This is a genomic window from Streptomyces sp. NPDC037389 (assembly GCF_040636475.1).
Classification (GTDB): Bacteria; Actinomycetota; Actinomycetes; order Streptomycetales; family Streptomycetaceae; genus Streptomyces; species Streptomyces hesseae.
In genome coordinates this window covers 98,074-114,700 of record NZ_JBEZUS010000016.1, presented here as the reverse complement: position 1 = coordinate 114,700, position 16,627 = coordinate 98,074, and the positions used below count along the sequence as shown (strand labels likewise).

Here is a 16,627-nt window from a genome sequence, read left to right as displayed (position 1 = left end):
ACAGAGATCCTACCGGGATCTCACGAGCGGGTGGCGCGGACCATCTCCACAAACAGCTCATGGACCCGGTGGTCGCCCGTGAGCTCCGGGTGGAAGGACGTGACCAGCACGTTTCCCTGCCGGACGGCGACGGTGTGGCCGTCGTGGACGGCGAGAATCTCGGCCGCGGCGCCGACGGACTCGACCCAGGGGGCGCGGATGAAGACGCCCTCGACCGGGCCGCCCTCGATGCCGGCCACCTCGACCGACGCCTCGAAGGACTCGTTCTGCCGGCCGAAGGCGTTGCGGCGCACGATCATGTCGATGCCGCCGAGGGTCTCCTGGTCCTCACGGCCGTCCAGGATCTTGTCGGCGAGCATGATCATGCCGGCGCAGGTGCCGTAGACGGGCATCCCGGTCCGGACGCGCTCGCGCAGCGGCTCCAGCAGACCGAAGATCACCGCGAGCTTGGACATGGTGGTGGACTCGCCGCCGGGTATGACCAGGCCGTCGACCTCGGCGAGCTCCTCGGGCCGGCGCACGGGCCGGGCGAGGGCGTCGGCCGACGCCAGGGCCACGAGGTGTTCACGGACGTCGCCCTGGAGGGCGAGGACGCCGATGGTGGGGGTGGACACGGTGGGTCTGCCTCTCGGGTCGGGTACGGCGGGGCGGTGGGGCCGGCCGGTGGGCCGCACCCTCCGGCCGCCGGTGGTACGCCCGGTGGGCGGCCCGCATGTCGTCGCGGACCGCCCACCCGGGATGAGCGTGTGCTACCAGCCGCGGTTGGCGTAGCGCTCGGCCTCGGGCAGGGTGTCGCAGTTGATGCCGACCATGGCCTCGCCCAGGTTGCGGGAGGCGTCCGCGATGATCTTCGGGTCGTCGTAGAAGGTGGTGGCCTTCACGATGGCGGCGGCGCGCTTGGCCGGGTCGCCGGACTTGAAGATGCCGGAGCCGACGAAGACGCCCTCGGCGCCCAGCTGGCGCATCAGCGCGGCGTCGGCCGGGGTGGCCACGCCACCGGCGGAGAACAGCACGACCGGCAGCTTGCCGAGCTCGGCGACCTCCTTGACCAGCTCGTACGGGGCGCGCAGCTCCTTGGCGGCGGCGAAGAGCTCGTGGTTGTCGAAGCCGCGCAGCTTGGCGATCTCGTTCTTGATCTGGCGCAGGTGGCGCACGGCCTCCACGACGTTGCCGGTGCCGGCCTCGCCCTTGGAGCGGATCATGGCCGCACCCTCGGCGATGCGGCGCAGGGCCTCGCCCAGGTTGGTGGCACCGCAGACGAAGGGGGTGGTGAAGGACCACTTGTCGGAGTGGTTGACCTCGTCGGCCGGGGTGAGGACCTCGGACTCGTCGATGTAGTCGACGCCGAGGGACTGGAGGACCTGGGCCTCGACGAAGTGGCCGATGCGGGACTTGGCCATGACCGGGATGGAGACGGCGTTGATGATGCCCTCGATCATGTCCGGGTCGGACATCCGGGCCACGCCGCCGTCCTTGCGGATGTCGGCGGGCACCCGCTCCAGAGCCATGACCGCGACCGCGCCGGCGTCTTCGGCGATCTTCGCCTGCTCCGGGGTGACGACGTCCATGATCACGCCGCCCTTGAGCTGCTCGGCCATGCCGCGCTTGACGCGCGCGGTGCCGGTCTCGGGAGTCTGGGGCGTGCTGGGGGTGGACACGATGTGACCTCGCTATCAAGGGCCGGTGATGCTGCATCGTCATCAAACCGGCGTGCGAGGCACGGGAAAAAGGGCCAATCCGGGGTCAGTGGCCTGCCCGGTCGGACAGGGCGGCCGGAGGCTCGTCGTCCATCTCGAAGGCCATCGGGAAGGGGGCGTGACCGGCCAGCCGGAACCAGCGCACCTTGCGGTGCCGGCGCAGCGCCCGGGCCGCCCGTACCGCGTCGTTGTGGAACCGGCGGGCCATGGGCACCCGGCGGACCGCCTGGGTCAGCTCGGCCAGCGACTCCTCGCCGCCGGGCGCCTGCCGTACGGCCTCCACCTGCGGGACCTCGGCGAAGACGGCCCGCAGCGCCTGGCTGAGCTCGCTCTCGGCGACCTCGCGGTGCTCCTCCTCGGCCTGCCGGGCCGCGTGGGCGGCCTGGTACATCACCATCGAGGCGGCCGGATCGAGGATCCCGGCGGTGGCGAGCTCCTGGGCGACCGAGGCGCGCCGGAGCAGCTGGGCGTCCAGGGCCGCGCGGGCGGCGTCGATGCGGCTGTGCAGCCGGTCCAGCCGGCCCGCGGTCCAGCTCAGGTAGACGCCGATGACGACCAGGGCGGCCGCGATCCAGATCAGTGTGGTCACGCCGGGTCACGTTACCGTCCGGCTCCCGGGCGGATGCCCGGCAGCCGCCGGAGCTCTCCACCCGGGGGTGGAGGGCGGGGTGGAGGCGGCGGTCGGGAAACCGGCCCTGGCTCCGATCCGTCTCCACCCGCCCGGCTCCTAACGTCGAAGCAGATCGCCGGATCGCCGCGCCGGACCGTACCGGCCGGCCTCGCCGCCGAACCGCTGGAGGCATCTCATGGACCGAATGGAATCGCGTGGTGCGCGCCCCGCGCGGGCGCTGCTCGTGCCCCTCGCCGTCAGCGTCGCGCTGCCTCTCGCCGTGTACTACGCGCTGCGCGCCCATGGCACCGCCCAGTGGCAGGCCCTGCTGCTGAGCAGCGCCATACCGGCGGCGCACGCGCTGGTCACGGCGGTGGTGCGGCGGCGGGCGGAGGTCTTCGACCTGCTGATCGTGGCGCTGCTCGCGGTGTCGGCGGTGACGTCGCTGATCAGCGGCAGCCCCCGGGTGCTGCTGCTGAAGGACGCGGGGCTCCCGGCGGTGCTGGGGACATGGATCCTGGGGACCTTGTTCGCGGCGCGGCCCTTCGCCTTTCAGTTCGGGCGCCGGCTGAGGGGGCCGACGGCGGAGCAGGAGGCCGAGCGCCTCTGGGACGGGATGCCGGAGTTCCGGGCGGCGCTCCAGGGGCTGACGATGCTGTGGGGTGGGATCGAGCTGCTCGACGCGGCACTGAGCACGGTGGAGGCGCTGTCGCTGCCGGTCGATGTGGTGCCGGTGCTCGGCAGGTTCCAGTCGATCGCCCTGATCGCCCTGATCGTGGCCGTCACGATCAGGCGCAGCCGCGGCTTCCAGGCCCGCCATGGGGTGGGGCTCTTCGGGGTCCGGCCCGCGGAGTCGCCGGCCGGCGAGGAGATACCCGGCCGGATCGGGGCCTGACGGGGGGACGGGCCCGGTCGGACCGCCTACGGGGGTGGCGGTCCGGCCGGGTCGCACCAGGTGCCCGTAAGGGGCGCGGGACAGTGTCGATATGCGGCTACCGCCGCGTGGGCGCGATCAGCCCCCACCGGGCGGCACCGAACCGGACCGCGCACCCCGCGCGGAGCGCGAACCGCTCAGTCCCGGGCGAGGCCGAAGCGCGCCCGAAGACTGGTCCGCTCGTCGGCGGCGACCGACGCCGCACCGGCCGTGACCGTCTCGTAGACGGCCAGGATGTCGGCGCCGACGGTCGACCAGTCGAAGCGGCGGACGTGCCGGCTGCCCCGCTCGCTCAGCTCCGCCCGCCGGGCGGGGTCGGCCAGCAGTCGCAGGGCCGCGCCGGCGAGGGCGTCCGCGTCCTCGTTGGCGAAGAGCTCGCCGGCCGCTCCCTGGTCGAGGACCTGCGCGAAGGCGTCCAGGTCACTGGCGAGGACGGGCGCCCCGGCCGACAGCGCCTCGACGAGGATGATGCCGAAGGACTCGCCACCGGTGTTGGGGGCCATATAGAGGTCGACGCTGCGCAGCAGACGCGCCTTGTCCGCGTCGCTGACCATGCCGAGGAATTCGACCTTGCCGCGCATCTCGGGGGGCAGTCCCGCGACGGCCTCCTCCTCGTCGCCACGGCCGGCGACGAGGAGCCGGGTGTCCGGGCGCTCGGTGAGGATCCTCGGCAGGGCGCGCATCAGCACGGGCAGGCCCTTGCGGGGCTCGTCGATCCGGCCGATGAAGCCGATGGTCCCGCCCTGCCACTCGGGCCGGGGCTCGGCGGAGGCGAAGAAGTCCACGTCGACGCCGTTGGGGATGACGACGGCGTCGCCCCCCAGGTGCTCGACCAGGGTGCGGCGGGCGTATTCGCTCACGGCGATACGCGCGCTGATCTTCTCCAGGGCGGGCTGGAGGATCGGATAGGCCGCGATCATGGCGCGGGAGCGGGGGTTGGAGGTGTGGAAGGTCGCCACGATGGGGCCCTGTGCGGCCCAGCAGGACAGCAGTCCCAGGGAGGGGGAGGTGGGCTCGTGGATGTGGATGACGTCGAAGTCGCCCTCGTGCAGCCAGCGGCGCACCCGCGCGGCGGACAGGAAGCCGAAGTTCAGCCGGGCCACGGAGCCGTTGTAGGGCACGGGGACGGCCCGGCCGGCGGAGACGACGAACGGTGGCAGCGGGGTTTCGTCGTCGGCGGGCGCCAGTACCGACACCTCGTGGCCCAGCCGGATCAGGTGCTCGGCCAGGTCCCGGATGTGGAACTGGACGCCACCGGGGACATCCCAGGAATACGGGCAGACGATCCCGATCCTCACGGTTTCTCCGTTCCGGAGCTCTCGGCGGGGGGCCGGGGACGCCGGTCGAGATCGGCGAGCCACAGCCGCTGGAGCATGTGCCAGTCCTGGGGGTGCTCGGCGATGCCGGAGGCGAAGGCGTCGGCCAGTCGCTGGGTCATGGCGGCGGCCTTCTCGGCCCGGGTGCCCGTCGTGGGCACCTCGATGGGCTCGTGGATCCGGCCGCGCAGCACCGGGGACCGGTCGTACCAGAGGGTGGCGGGCAGCAGGATGGCGCCCGTCTGGACGGCCAGCACGGCGGGCCCGGCGGGCATCTTCGCCGGTTCGCCGAAGAAACTGACCTCTATCCCGGAGGAGGACAGATCGCGGTCGGCCACCAGGCAGACCACCCCACCGGCGCGCAGCCGCCGGGCGAGGGTGCCGAAGGCGCTGCCGCCCGCGTGGGGCAGCACCTCCATACCCAGCCCTTCGCGGTAGGCCACGAAGCGGTCGTAGAGCGTCTCGGGCTTGAGCCGCTCGGCGACGGTGGTGAAGGGCTGGTTCATCGCGGTGGTGAGCCAGGCCCCGGCGAGGTCGTAGTTGCCCATGTGGGGCAGGGCCAGGACGACGCCCCGGCCCGAGGCCAGCGCCTCCTCCAGATTGTGGCGGTCCTGGGGGGCGAATCCGGTGCGGAGGCGCTCCGTGCTCCAGGAGGGCAGCCGGAAGGATTCCATCCAGTAGCGCATGTACGAGCGCATACCCGCACGGGAGAGTTCAGCGAGCCGGCGCGCGTCCGCGTCGGGGACGACCCGGGCGAGGTTGGCCTCCAGGCGCAGCACGCCCTTGCCGCGCTTCTTCCAGGCCAGGTCGGCGATCCGGCGGCCCAGTTCGGCGGCGACGGGTTCGGGCAGCTTCTTGACCGTGCCCCAGGCGAGCCCGTAGAGGGTGTCGGTCAGCCGTTCCCTCACGCGCCCTCGCCCCCGCCGGTGGCCACGGCGTCCGCCTCGGCGGCCTCGCGGCGTACGGTCACCACGCGCTGGATCAGGGTGACCAGGCTGCCGACGGCCACGATCCACAGGGCGATGGGCAGCAGGATCTCGATGTGCGGCACGCCGAACTTGTGGAGGCCGGAGAAGCCGCAGGCCACCAGGGAGATCACCAGGCGTTCGGCGCGTTCGACCAGGCCGTTGACGTTGACGGGCAGGCCGATGCTCTCGCCGCGCGCCTTGGTGTAGGAGACCACCTGACCGCTGGCGAGGCAGAAGATCGCCACCGCGCACAGCAGGGTGTCGTCGCCGCGCCCCGCGTACCAGAGGGCGAGGCCGCCGAAGATGGCCGAGTCGGCGACCCGGTCGAGCGTGGAGTCGAGGAAGGCGCCCCAGCGGCTGGACCGGCCGAGCTGACGGGCCATATTGCCGTCGACGAGGTCGGAGAAGACGAAAAGGGTGATGACGACCGTGCCCCAGAAGAACTCTCCCTGGGGGTAGAAGACCAGCGCTCCCGCCACCACACCACCGGTACCGATGAGGGTCACCGCGTCGGGGCTGACGCCGAGGCGGATGAGCAGGGCGGCGAACGGCGTGAGAACACGCGTGAAGAACGCACGCGCGTACTTGTTCAGCATGGCCTTCCCGGAGGGTCGTGTGCGGGCCGGATGGTCGGAAGGACACCGGCTGGCCCATCGTAGCCAGGCGGCCGGGGGCCGCCGCGCACACGTCGTGCACCTGGCCCATGGCGCGGGTCACGCCGCTCCCCGGCCGGGGGCGCGCCGACTGGCGGGTTGCGTTCGCGTGTGCGACGTATGGACGCAGCGTGACCACGGTGGAAAGCTCGAAGGACCGCAGGTGTCGACCGGGAGGCAAGACACATGGGCGAGAAGACGAGTACGCATCCAGGGGCCGCCGGCAGGGCCGTGACGGCCGACCGGCCCGGCAACATCCGGAACGTGGTGCTGGTCGGCCACAGTGGCTCCGGCAAGACGACGCTGGTGGAGGCGCTGGCCCTGGCCACCGGCGCGGTCAATCGCGCGGGCCGGGTCGAGGACGGCGCGGCCGTCTCCGACTACGACGAGATCGAGCACCGCCAGCAGCGCTCGGTCCAGCTGTCGCTGGTGCCGGTCGAGTGGGCCGGGATCAAGGTCAATCTGCTGGACACACCGGGTTACGCCGATTTCGTCGGCGAGCTGAGGGCCGGTCTGCGCGCGGCGGACGCGGCCCTTTTCGTCGTCTCGGCGGCGGAGGGCGTCGAGGGCATCACCGGGCCGACCCGGATGCTCTGGGAGGAGTGCGCGGCGGTGGGCATGCCGCGCGCGATCGTGGTGACGCACCTGGAGGCCGCGCGGGCGGACTTCGAGGTGATGACGGAGGCCTGTCGCGCCGCCTTCGGCGGCGACTCCGCCGACAGCGTCCTCCCCCTGTACCTCCCGCACTACGGACGGGAGGCCGGCGACGGGCACCGCCCGGTGACCGGACTGTCCGGGCTGCTCACCCGGCGGGTCTTCGACTACTCCTCCGGTGCCCGGACCGAGTCCGAGCCCGGCGCCGAGGCGCTGCCGGGCATCGAGGAGGCCCGTAACCGCCTCATCGAGGGGATCATCGCCGAGAGCGAGGACGAGACCCTCATGGACCGCTATCTCGGCGGTGAGGAGATCGACGTCAAGACGCTGATCGAGGATCTGGAGCGGGCCGTGGCGCGCGGCAGCTTCCACCCCGTGCTGGCCGCGGCTCCCGCGACCGACGGCGCCCGGCAGGGCCTGGGCACCGTGGAGCTGCTGGAGCTGGTCACCGGTGGCTTCCCCACGCCCCCCGAGCGCGCGGTCCCCGTCGTCACCACCCCCGGCGGCGCGGCCCGCCCGGAGCTGGCCTGCGACCCCGACGGACCGCTCGCCGCGGAAGTCATCAAGACCGCTTCGGATCCCTACGTCGGCAGGATCTCCCTGGTCCGGGTCTTCTCCGGCACGCTGCGCCCCGACGAGACCGTGCACGTCTCGGGCCACGGCCTGGAGGACCGGGGGCACGAGGCCCATGACGTGGACGAGCGGCTCGGCGCCCTCTCCTCGCCGTTCGGCAAACAGCAGCGCCAGCTCGCCCAGGCCATCGCCGGGGACATCGCCTGCGTGGCCAAGCTCGCCAGCGCCGAGACCGGCGACACCCTCTCCGACCGGGCCGATCCGCTGCTGATGGAGCCCTGGCTGATGCCCGACCCGCTGCTGCCCGTCGCCATCCAGGCGCACAGCAAGGCGGACGAGGACAAGCTCTCCCAGGGCCTGGCCCGGCTGGTCGCCGAGGACCCCACGATGCGGCTGGAGCACAACCAGCACACCCGCCAGGTCGTCCTGTGGTGTCTGGGCGAGGCCCATCGCGAGGTGTGCCTGGAGCGGCTGCGCACCCGCTACGGCGTCCAGGTCGACGTGGTGCCCCACAAGGTCTCGCTGCGGGAGACCTTCGGCACCCGGGCCGCCGGCCGCGGCCGGCACGTCAAACAGTCCGGCGGCCACGGCCAGTACGCCATCTGCGAGATCGAGGTCGAGCCGCTGCCCGGCGGCTCCGGCATCGAGTTCGTCGACAAGGTCGTGGGCGGCGCGGTGCCGCGCCAGTTCATCCCCTCGGTGGAGAAGGGCATCCGCGCCCAGGCCGCCCGGGGTGTGGCCGCCGGGTGTCCGCTGGTGGACGTGCGGGTGACCCTCGTCGACGGCAAGGCCCACTCGGTGGACTCCTCGGACGCCGCCTTCCAGACCGCGGGCGCCCTGGCCCTGCGCGAGGCCGCCGCCGAAGCCCGTATCCACCTCCTGGAACCGGTCGCGGACATCCAGGTCCTCGTCTCCGACGAGTACGTGGGCGCGGTCATGAGCGATCTGTCCGGGCGGCGCGGCCGCGTCGTCGGCACCGAGCAGTCCGGCTCGGGCCGCACCCTCGTCCGCGCCGAGGTCCCGGAGATCGAGATCGGCCGGTACGCGGTGGACCTGCGTTCCCTCTCCCATGGCACCGGCCGGTTCAGCCGCTCCTACGCCCGGCACGAACCGATGCCCCCACAGGCCGCCGAGCGCATTCGCGAACAGGCGGAGAACGGGGCATAGTTCGCGAGCCGCCCGTATCAACTCGCCTGGTGCGGGCGGCTTTCCGATCTCCCACGACAGCCGGCACCCCGCCCCGTTACGCTGAGCACGCGACTCATGACACAGGCGGTGGGCGGCAGTCGGGAGCACACCGGCGCACCGGACGCGCACGGTATTGGGGGCGGCAGTGGCAGCAGGGGATCCGTACGACTTCAGCCCGGGAGCACAGATCCCGGTCTCCGGCGGCGCCGGGGCGACCGCGGCGACCCAGGCCCTGGCCTCGGCGGCCTACCGGGACGGCCCGGTCGACGAACTGCTCAAGGCCAACTCCGACTGGGCCACCTCCGAGGTGAAGAAGGCCCGGATCTCCCTCTTCGAGCCCAACCTCGGCGAGGCCTTCGCGCGCGCCGTGCAGAACCGGATGCTCGGCGGCGGACGCAAGCCCATCATCCAGTCCTTCGGTCTCGAACCGCAGGTCATCGTCGAGCACTGCCTGGCCTCGTCCCGCATCCGCAAGCAGCGCGACGCCAGGCTCACCTTCATCATGGTGGTCTTCGGGCTGCTCTTCCTGCCCGGCGTGCTGCTCTGGCTCGGCGCGTTCCAGCTGCGCCGCACCCTCGCCGGCGCCCAGGACAAGCGCGCCGGTGCGCTCGGCACGGCGCTGCTGGTGGGCCTCGCCGGCGTCGCCGCCATCCTCCTGGTCAAGCTGCCGTTCAGCGGCTTCCTCAATCTCTATGTACGCGCGATGGTGATAGCCCCCCTCATCGGCGGCTTCTGGGCCAAGGCCGTCTGCGAGCGCACGGCCAAGGACCTGCGCGAGCGCTGGACCGGCCTCCTCGACGGCGGCACCGTCGCCGCCAAGATCCCCGAGGCCGTGCCCTCGACGCCCGGCGAGAGCGCCGCCGAGCAGCTCCGGCTGAACCTCGCGAAGCTCTCCGCCGAGCAGCGCAGCAACATCGCCTTCTACGCCGGCCCCAAGGGCATCCTCGGGATGGGCACCCGCTGGGGCAGCTGGCAGCTGGCCGAGGACCTCGTCCCCGCCGTCCCCGGGAAGGACATCAACCCCTTCCGCAGCTGGGACATCGTCCGCGCGGTCCACGACCAGCTCAAGCTGCTGGAGCGCACCCCCATCAACACCGGCGGCCTCACCCCGCCCCAGGTCGAGCACTGGGTGGTCTCCCCCATCGGCGAGGGCGCGGGCTCCGTGTCCCGCCCCGGCGGCACCGACGCCTCGTTCCAGATAAGGGGCTCCCAGCTCCAGGAGATCTGCGACAAGCAGCACTTCGGCAGCGGCGACCGCCACTACCTCGGCGTCCAGTTCGTCCTCTGGGACGGCCAGCTGGTCATCACCCTGCTCGTCAATGTCACCGTCCTCCACAAGACACTGCGCATCGAGGTCACGGGCCACGCCCTCGGCCCCACCCACGGCCTCTTCAACGGCCGCCCCAAGAACCGCACCCAGACCTTCAAGAAGGGCCTGAAGTTCTGGGACACCTACACCCGCACCCTCCCCGTCGTGCCGCCCAAGGAGGTCGTCCGGCTCGCCGCCCGGGCGCCGCTGACCTGGTATCCGCCGTTGCTGGAGTACTGGGGCGGCAAGCTGGTGCTCCCCGAGCCCTTCGGGCTGCGCCACGCCTGGGCCGACAAGCCGTGGCGCCACCGCTTCATGGCCGACGACGCCCTGCGCGCGGCCACCCCGGTGCTGCGCGTCGTCCATGAGGCGACGCTGCGCGTCCTCGCCGACAACGGCGTCGACACCGAGCGTTTCGCCAGCCGCGCGGGCAACCTCAGCGGCGCGATCCAGGACCCCACGCCCCGCCAGGCCGACGTCTACAACGCCTGACGGGACGCCCCCGAGGACCCTCGCCGGGGCGCGCCGGACCTAACGGAAGATCACCGGACCTAACGGAAGATCAACGGAAGATCCCGGTGTGCCCCAGCGAGTAGCGTCCCGGCTGCGGATAGACGGCCAGCCCGTGCGGTCCGTCGCCCACCTTGATCCGGGCGATCTGGTGCCCGTCGGTGGTGTCGATCGCGTACACCTCGCTGTTGTAGCGCCCCGAGAGCCACAGCACCTTGCCGTCGGCCGACACCCCGCCCATATCCGGGCTGCCGCCGTCCGGCAGTTCCCACTTCTTCACCAGTTTGCGGCTGGGCAGGTCCAGCACCGAGATCGAGCCCTCGCCCCGGTTGGAGATGTACATCGACTTGGAGTCGCGGCTCACATAGAGGCCATGGGCGCCCTTGCCGGTGGGCATCAGCCAGGGCTCGGTGAACTTGTCCCCGTCCAGCACCCACACCCCGTCGGCGATCATGTCGGCGATGTACCAGGTCCTCCCGTCCGAGGAGATCTTCACGTCCTGGGGCATGGCCCCGTCGAAGGGCAGCTTCTGTTTGTCGATCACCTTCATCCTGGCCGTGTCGACTTTCAGCAGCTCGCCCGAGAACTCGCAGGAGACGATGAAGTACCGGCCGTCCGGCGAGAAGTCGGCGTGGTTCACCCCGAGGCAGTCCACGTGCTCCGTCTTCATCCGCTTCATCGTGTGGGCGTCCCGGAAGACCAGCTCGCGGTCCATGGACGCCATCACCACGGCGTACTTTCCGTCCGGCGTGAAGTAGAGGTTGTACGGGTCGTGGACGTCGACCGTCCTGCCCGCCTTGCCGGTGGCCGGGTCGATGGGGGTGAGGGTGTGGCCGCGGTCGTTGTTCACCCAGAGCGTCTTGAGGTCCCAGGAGGGCACGACGTGCTGCGGCTGGTTGCCCACCGGGATGGTCTCGATGACCTTGTACGTCCTGGGGTCGATGACGCTGACCGTGTCGGACTCCGTGTTCGGCACGTACACCCGGGAGGGGAAGTCCTTCACCACCGGTGAGAGGGCGTTCGGCCGGTCGGCGGCGTAGAGGTCGTTCGGGTCGAGCAGCGGGGGCATGCCCGGCAGCCCCTCGGGCATCCCCCGGGCCGCGCCCTGGCTGTGCGGGCCCTGCGCGGGGCGCTCGGCGGGGCGGCTGTCGTCGCCTCCCCCGCAGCCGGCCGCCAGCAGGGCGCAGAAGGCGGTGAGCAGGACGGCTCCGCGCGGCCGTCCCGGGCGGCGGGAGGAGGGCGGCCGGAGACGCCGCGGGAGAGAGCCGGACCGGAGGCGTCGAGGACGGTGATGCGGGGTGCGATTCATCGTGTCAGCAGCTCCGTAGTCGTCACCGCGCGCAGACCGCGGCGGTGCAGGCCGTCGAGGATCGCGGGCAGCGCGGCCACCGTGCCGGCGTGCCCGAAGTGCAGACTGACGACCGAACCTGGCCGCACCGCGCCCAATACGGTACGCCGGACCGCCTCGGCGCCGGGGTCGGTGAAGTCGAGCGAGTCCACGTCGTACGACAGGATGTGGGGGTATCCGGCCTGTCGCGCCAGCCGTGCGACCTGGTCGGTGGCCCGCCGGGCGCGGGACGGCCGGAACCAGCGGCCGATGCCGCCCGTCAGTCTGCGCAGCCGCTCGGCGCACTCGGTGATCTCGGCGTAGGCGGCCTTCGCGGGCATCGAGCAGATGCTCAGGTGCCGCATGGTGTGGTTGCCCAGCTCGTGCCCGCCGTCGAGCACCCTGCGGGCCATCCGGGGCTCGGCGTCCAGCCAGTCGCCGACGGCGAGCACCGTCACCCGGGCGCCGGCCCGCTCGGCCTCCGCGAGCACGGCGGTCGCCGACTTCGCGTCGCCCCTGCCGTGGAAGGTGAGCGCCACCGCGTGCGCCCGCCGGGGGCCGTGCTCGATCTGCGCGGGCAGCCCGGCCGGCAGCGCGGGCAGGATCAGCGGCGGCCCCGGCAGCGCGGGAGCCCGGGCCGCCGCGCCCCGGCCCGTGCCGTGGGATGCGGGCGAGGAGGGACCGGCGGCCGTCCGGTCCCCGCCGCAGCCCGCGGCGGCAGTACCGGCGGCCCCGGCCAGGGCGCTGCCCGCGGCCGCGCGCAGCACGGTGCGACGGTGAAGGAAAGTCACCGTCCTATTAGAGCTTCTTTAAAAAGAAGTGGTGTGATTTGCCCGTTTCAACTGGATCGTGTCCTCTGCGGCTGACGCCCCGCCAGAGGACCTGCGACGCACGAAGCCCCACCGGGAGGGATCCCGGTGGGGCTTCGTAGCGAGGTGTCCGGCTATGCCTCGGGGGCCTGCCGGTAGCTGAGGAAGTGCAGAGCTCCTTCGACGGCGTCGCGGAGGTGATGCCGGGCGCCGCCGGCATCGGCCTTTTCGAGGAGGACCGGGAGGAACACCTCGTTGGGGTACCCCTCTCCCGGCACCTCCCCGGAACCCGAGAACTGGGCCCAGACGACGAGCATCATCTCGTTGCAGGCCCGCGCCTGCTCCAGGCACTCCGGGCCGCCTTCCCTGAAGATCAGCCGGGCGGACAAGCAAAGCCCGTGCCCGAGGGCCTGCAGGAACGTCTCGCGGAGAGGGGACTCGAGGACCGATCGGACCTCATCCTGAACACTCATTGAGGGATATCCCAAAGTTCCTCGTCGGTCATCGGGCGCTTGCCACCGTACAGCTCGCGCGGCAGGGAATCGACATCGTGGCCGCGCGAGCGCAGCACCGAGATCCGGGTGTTCCCGTCCATGACGGTGCCGTTCGGCTTCACCGTCAGCGGCTTGCGGGTACCCGGCCGCAGGGAGTTGACGATGCTGTCCGTGTCCTGCGTGTGCCAGTAGTCCAGTGAACTCTTGTCAAGCGAGCTGTCGGGGTGCAGCGGCGTCAGCGGAACGCCGCAGACGTCCTCGTCCCCGAAGCCCATCGCGAACGACGTCCGGCGGGCGAGGCCGCGCTTCAGTCCCGTCCTCTTGCACGCCTTACCGAGCTTGCTGCCCTTGACATAACTGACGCCCTTCTCGCTCCACCTGGCGAGCTTGGCCGCAGTCGCCCCCTCACCCGCAATGGGGATGGCGGCGAGACAGGACATGCCGGCGTTGACGTAATCGCCTTCCGCCCCGTACCAGGCGCAGTTGATGCCGTTGGTCACCGTGCCCAGGCCGGGCACGGCACCCGCGACGTCGAGCAGGAAGTGGCCGCCCTCGCGGAGCCAGCCCCACCGGCCGGCCTTCTTCTTCTCCTCCGCCTCCCGGCGGGCCTGCTCCTTCTTGGCCTGCTCGATCCGCTGCTTGCGGGCCTCCTCGTCGCGGCGGCGCTGCTCGTCCTCAGCGCGCTGCTTGGCGACCGCGACGGCGAAGGCCTCCTTCGCCGCCGTGCCGGCGGCCGTGGCGTCCTTGCCCGCCGCAGCGGCCGAGGCACGCGCCGCACCGGACGCGGAGTACGCCTCGTCGGCGGACGCACGCGCCCACTGGGCCGAGGCTCCGGCGCGGCGGGCGGAGTCGTCGGCGTCCCGGGCGTCCCGGCGGGCCGACGCGGCGGCCTCGCGGGCGGTCTTCGCCGACTTGGCGGCCTCGGCCGCCGAGGCCTCGGCCTGCTGGGCCGACGTCTTGGCCTGGTTCGCGTAGTCCTTGGCCTGGTCGGCGGACTCCTTGGCCTGCTTGGCGTAGCCGTCCGCCTCGGCCGACGCCTTGCGGGCGACGGCCGCGACGCGGGCGGCCTCGGCCGCGTCCTGCTGCGCGGTCGCCGCGACACCGGCGGCCTCGGCGATGACGCGCTGCACCTCGGCGACGTGCGAGGCCGTCAGCTGGTCCTTGCGGGCCGCCTTGTACTGCCCGGCCTGGACGAATCCGTGCAGCAGTGCGGCCGGCCCCTCCAGGGCCACCTGGGCCGCGGCCTTGGTCTCGGCGCCGCCGCTGGTGAACAGCTGCACGGCCCGTACGCGCTCGTCGGACTCCCGGGCGGTGTACTGCCCCTCGTTGAGGAACGCGCGGAGCCTGTCGGTCGAGCCGTCCTTCAGCGCGGCCTGGGCCGCCTGCTGGATCTGACGGTCGCTGCCATTGGCGATCTGGACCACGCGGATGCGGTAGTCGTTCGCCGCGGCCTGGTGCTGACCCGTGCGGAGGAATTCACTGATCCGGGCGGCGTCGCCCTTGAGAGCCTCCTCCGCGGCCTTGCGCACCGGCTCCGAGTCGGCCTCGCCGGCCAGGGTCTCGACGCGGGCGCGCTCGTCCTGCTGAGCGGCCTCGTTCCAGCCCGACTGCACATACGCCCGGACCTCGTCGTCCGTCCCGGCGAGAGCGGCCTCGGCAGCGGAACGGCTCCACGGGCCACGGACCTTCATGGCGGCGAGAGCCACCTTGCGGCCCTTGGCGGCGACGTCCTTGCTGTCCGAGCCCGGCTTCGCGGCCTCGGCGGCGAGGCCCGCGGCCCGGTCGTCGAGGTCCTTGGCATCCTTGACGGCGCGGGCGGAGACGGCCTTGCGGTCCTCGTCGTCGGCCTTGAGGTCCCTGGCCTCCTCGATCGCAGCAGCGGTACGGGCCTTCAGCTCCTCGGCCTCGACCCTGCCCGCCAGCTCGTGCACGTCGCGGGCCTTCTCGACCGCAGTGGACGCGGCATCGGCAGCCTTCTTGGCCGCCTCGGCGTGAGCGGTGGACTCACTCGCCGCCTTCTTCGCGTCACCCGCGTACTTCGCGGCCCGTTCGGCCTCGTCCGCCGCCTTCTCGGCGTGCTCGGCAGCCGAGTTGGCCGCGTCCCGCGCCTGGTAGGCCGCGCTCGCGGCCTCCCGCGCCAGGGACTCGGCAGCACCCGCGGCACGTGTGGCCTCCCGCGCGTGCCGGTGGGCCGACGCGGCGGCCTGACGGGCCCGTGCCGACTGCGCACCGGCCGCCTCGGCCAGGCCGTTGGCCTGGTCCGCGGCACCAGCCGCCGCCTCGGCGTTGGCACCGGCACTGGCCGCCGCCGACGCCGCCTCACCGGCCGCCGTCGCCGCGGCACCCGCCTGCACGGCCGCCTGGGCCGCCAGCCGGGCGCCCTTCGCCGCCGTACGGGCGTCCTCCGCCGCCTTGCGCGCCGCGGCCGCCTGACCGGCGTCCGTGGCCGCGGCCGACGCCGCGCCCCGGGCCCGCGACGCCGCCTGGGCGGCACCCGCCGCGGCGGACGCGGCCTGGGACGCGGCGCTCGCCGCGATACGGGCGGAGTTGTTCGCCGCACGGGCCGCGCTGATGGCTTCCTGCGCGGCCTCGGCCGCGCTGCTCGCCGCATTGGCGGCACGGCCCGCGGCATTCGCCGCACGCTGGGAGTCCTTCTTCGCGGCCTCGGTCTCGGCCGACGCCGCCTTGGCGGCCTCCTTCGCCAGCTGCGACGCGGCCACCGCCCGCTCCGAGGCGTCCTTGGCCGCCTCGGTCTCGCGCTTGGCCGTCTTTCCCGCCTCGGCGGCCTGCTGCGCCAGCTCGGCGACGGAGGCCCGCTCCTCGTCCCGGGCACGCGCCACGTACTGGCCACGGTCGAGGAACTCGCGCACGTCCTCCGAATCGCCGTTCAGCGCGACCTTGGCAGCTTCCTTGGTCGCCGGGCCGCCGGCCGTGAGGATCTGAACGAGCCGAACGCGGTCGTCCTGCTCCCGGGCGGTGAACTGGTACTCACTGAGGAAGCCGCGCACGTCCCCGGCCGTGCCGGCGAGCGCGGCCTTCGCCGCCTCCTGGACCTTGCTGCCGGCACCGTCCGCGATCTGCGTGACGCGTATCCGCTGGTCCTTTTCGAGCGGCTCCCACCACCCGTCCGTCAGGAACTTGCTCAGGTCCTCGCGGGACCCGGCGAGCGCCTTCTGCGCGGCTTCCCTCACCATCCGGCCGCCGATGCTGAACAGCTGGACCGTCTGTACGCGGTCGTCGTGCGTCTCGGCGATGTCCTTCTCGCTACTCAGGAAGCGACGCACGTCGTCGTCGTTGCCCGTGAGAGCGGCTTCGGCTGCCGCGGTAACTCCCGGGCCACCTGTTTTCCACAATTCGACCACGCGAGCGCGGTCATTCGCCGCCGGCGACCCCTCCGCCGCAGTGGCGGGGCTCGTCCCGAGAAGACCCGCGACAAGCGCCCCGGGAAGCACCCCGAGGGACAGTAATCCTGTACCCAGAGGCCGTTGTCTCTTCGCTCACGCGAAAGAGGCACCTGTTCTCACCACGCCGACCTTTCCTATCAGTTGCATACGCCACGCACAGGCGCGGCGTGAATACTGACAG

General features: G+C 72.4%; 13 protein-coding genes. 3 read left to right on the top strand and 10 right to left on the bottom strand.

Features of this window, described 5'->3' with window-relative positions:
- Positions 1–20: 20 nt before the first annotated feature.
- From pdxT to AB0E98_RS28880, 3 genes are all read right to left on the bottom strand, one after another.
- Complete coding sequence (gene pdxT / locus AB0E98_RS28890) at positions 21–614, bottom strand: pyridoxal 5'-phosphate synthase glutaminase subunit PdxT (protein ID WP_361708178.1); 594 nt, start codon at positions 612–614, stop codon at positions 21–23.
- A 135-nt stretch (positions 615–749) separates the two neighbouring features.
- Positions 750–1,661: a pyridoxal 5'-phosphate synthase lyase subunit PdxS gene (pdxS, locus tag AB0E98_RS28885; protein WP_311610680.1), complete on the bottom strand. Its 912-nt coding sequence runs from the start codon at positions 1,659–1,661 to the stop codon at positions 750–752.
- Positions 1,662–1,743: 82 nt separating this feature from the next.
- The gene (locus AB0E98_RS28880; RefSeq protein WP_361708176.1) at positions 1,744–2,286 is read right to left on the bottom strand and encodes a hypothetical protein; all 543 of its coding nucleotides are present in this window, start codon (positions 2,284–2,286) and stop codon (positions 1,744–1,746) included.
- A gap of 217 nt (positions 2,287–2,503) precedes the next feature.
- Between AB0E98_RS28880 and AB0E98_RS28875 the strand changes: the two genes are divergently transcribed.
- Positions 2,504–3,202 (top strand): VC0807 family protein, encoded by a 699-nt coding sequence (locus AB0E98_RS28875; RefSeq protein ID WP_361708173.1) that lies wholly within the window; start codon positions 2,504–2,506, stop codon positions 3,200–3,202.
- Positions 3,203–3,378: 176 nt separating this feature from the next.
- Here the strand turns inward: AB0E98_RS28875 and AB0E98_RS28870 are convergent, their stop codons facing one another.
- The 3 genes from AB0E98_RS28870 to pgsA are packed head-to-tail and all read right to left on the bottom strand — an operon-like array spanning position 3,379 to position 6,121.
- A complete protein-coding gene (locus AB0E98_RS28870; RefSeq protein WP_361708171.1) occupies positions 3,379–4,539 on the bottom strand; it encodes a glycosyltransferase family 4 protein in 1,161 nt (386 codons plus the stop codon).
- Complete coding sequence (locus tag AB0E98_RS28865) at positions 4,536–5,465, bottom strand: phosphatidylinositol mannoside acyltransferase (protein WP_361708168.1); 930 nt, start codon at positions 5,463–5,465, stop codon at positions 4,536–4,538. Before AB0E98_RS28865 ends, AB0E98_RS28870 begins: the two co-directional genes overlap by 4 nt.
- Positions 5,462–6,121 carry a phosphatidylinositol phosphate synthase gene (gene pgsA, locus AB0E98_RS28860; protein ID WP_361708165.1) on the bottom strand — a complete coding sequence of 220 codons (660 nt, stop codon included), beginning with the start codon at positions 6,119–6,121 and terminating at the stop codon, positions 5,462–5,464. The genes AB0E98_RS28865 and pgsA overlap by 4 nt, the downstream gene beginning before the upstream one ends.
- A 243-nt stretch (positions 6,122–6,364) precedes the next feature.
- On the opposite strand from pgsA, the gene AB0E98_RS28855 reads away from it, so the two are divergent.
- The gene (locus tag AB0E98_RS28855) at positions 6,365–8,572 is read left to right on the top strand and encodes an elongation factor G-like protein EF-G2 (protein WP_361708163.1); all 2,208 of its coding nucleotides are present in this window, start codon (positions 6,365–6,367) and stop codon (positions 8,570–8,572) included.
- Positions 8,573–8,738: 166 nt separating this feature from the next.
- Positions 8,739–10,394, top strand: a complete 1,656-nt coding sequence (locus AB0E98_RS28850) for a hypothetical protein (protein WP_361708161.1) — start codon at positions 8,739–8,741, stop codon at positions 10,392–10,394.
- A 70-nt stretch (positions 10,395–10,464) separates the two neighbouring features.
- On the opposite strand, the gene AB0E98_RS28845 is transcribed toward AB0E98_RS28850, so the two are convergent.
- The 4 genes from AB0E98_RS28845 to AB0E98_RS28830 all read right to left on the bottom strand — a co-directional run bounded on the left by AB0E98_RS28845 (position 10,465) and on the right by AB0E98_RS28830 (position 16,404).
- Positions 10,465–11,721, bottom strand: a complete 1,257-nt coding sequence (locus AB0E98_RS28845; RefSeq protein ID WP_361708158.1) for a YncE family protein — start codon at positions 11,719–11,721, stop codon at positions 10,465–10,467.
- Positions 11,718–12,530 carry a polysaccharide deacetylase family protein gene (locus AB0E98_RS28840; protein ID WP_361708155.1) on the bottom strand — a complete coding sequence of 271 codons (813 nt, stop codon included), beginning with the start codon at positions 12,528–12,530 and terminating at the stop codon, positions 11,718–11,720. The genes AB0E98_RS28845 and AB0E98_RS28840 overlap by 4 nt, the downstream gene beginning before the upstream one ends.
- A 152-nt stretch (positions 12,531–12,682) precedes the next feature.
- Positions 12,683–12,937, bottom strand: a complete 255-nt coding sequence (locus AB0E98_RS28835) for a hypothetical protein (RefSeq protein WP_361708152.1) — start codon at positions 12,935–12,937, stop codon at positions 12,683–12,685.
- Between the two features lie 80 nt (positions 12,938–13,017).
- Entirely contained in the window at positions 13,018–16,404 is a 3,387-nt protein-coding gene (locus AB0E98_RS28830; RefSeq protein ID WP_361708151.1) for a hypothetical protein, read from the bottom strand.
- Between the last annotated feature and the right edge of the window lie 223 nt (positions 16,405–16,627).

What these genes read in the sequence shown, in the direction of transcription:
- AB0E98_RS28855 (WP_361708163.1), top strand. Translation starts at nt 6,365, where the DNA reads ATGGGCGAGAAGACGAGTACGCATCCAGGGGCCGCCGGCAGGGCCGTG.
- AB0E98_RS28875 (WP_361708173.1), top strand. Translation starts at nt 2,504, where the DNA reads ATGGACCGAATGGAATCGCGTGGTGCGCGCCCCGCGCGGGCGCTGCTC.
- AB0E98_RS28845 (WP_361708158.1), bottom strand. Translation starts at nt 11,721, where the DNA reads ATGAATCGCACCCCGCATCACCGTCCTCGACGCCTCCGGTCCGGCTCT.
- pgsA (WP_361708165.1), bottom strand. Translation starts at nt 6,121, where the DNA reads ATGCTGAACAAGTACGCGCGTGCGTTCTTCACGCGTGTTCTCACGCCG.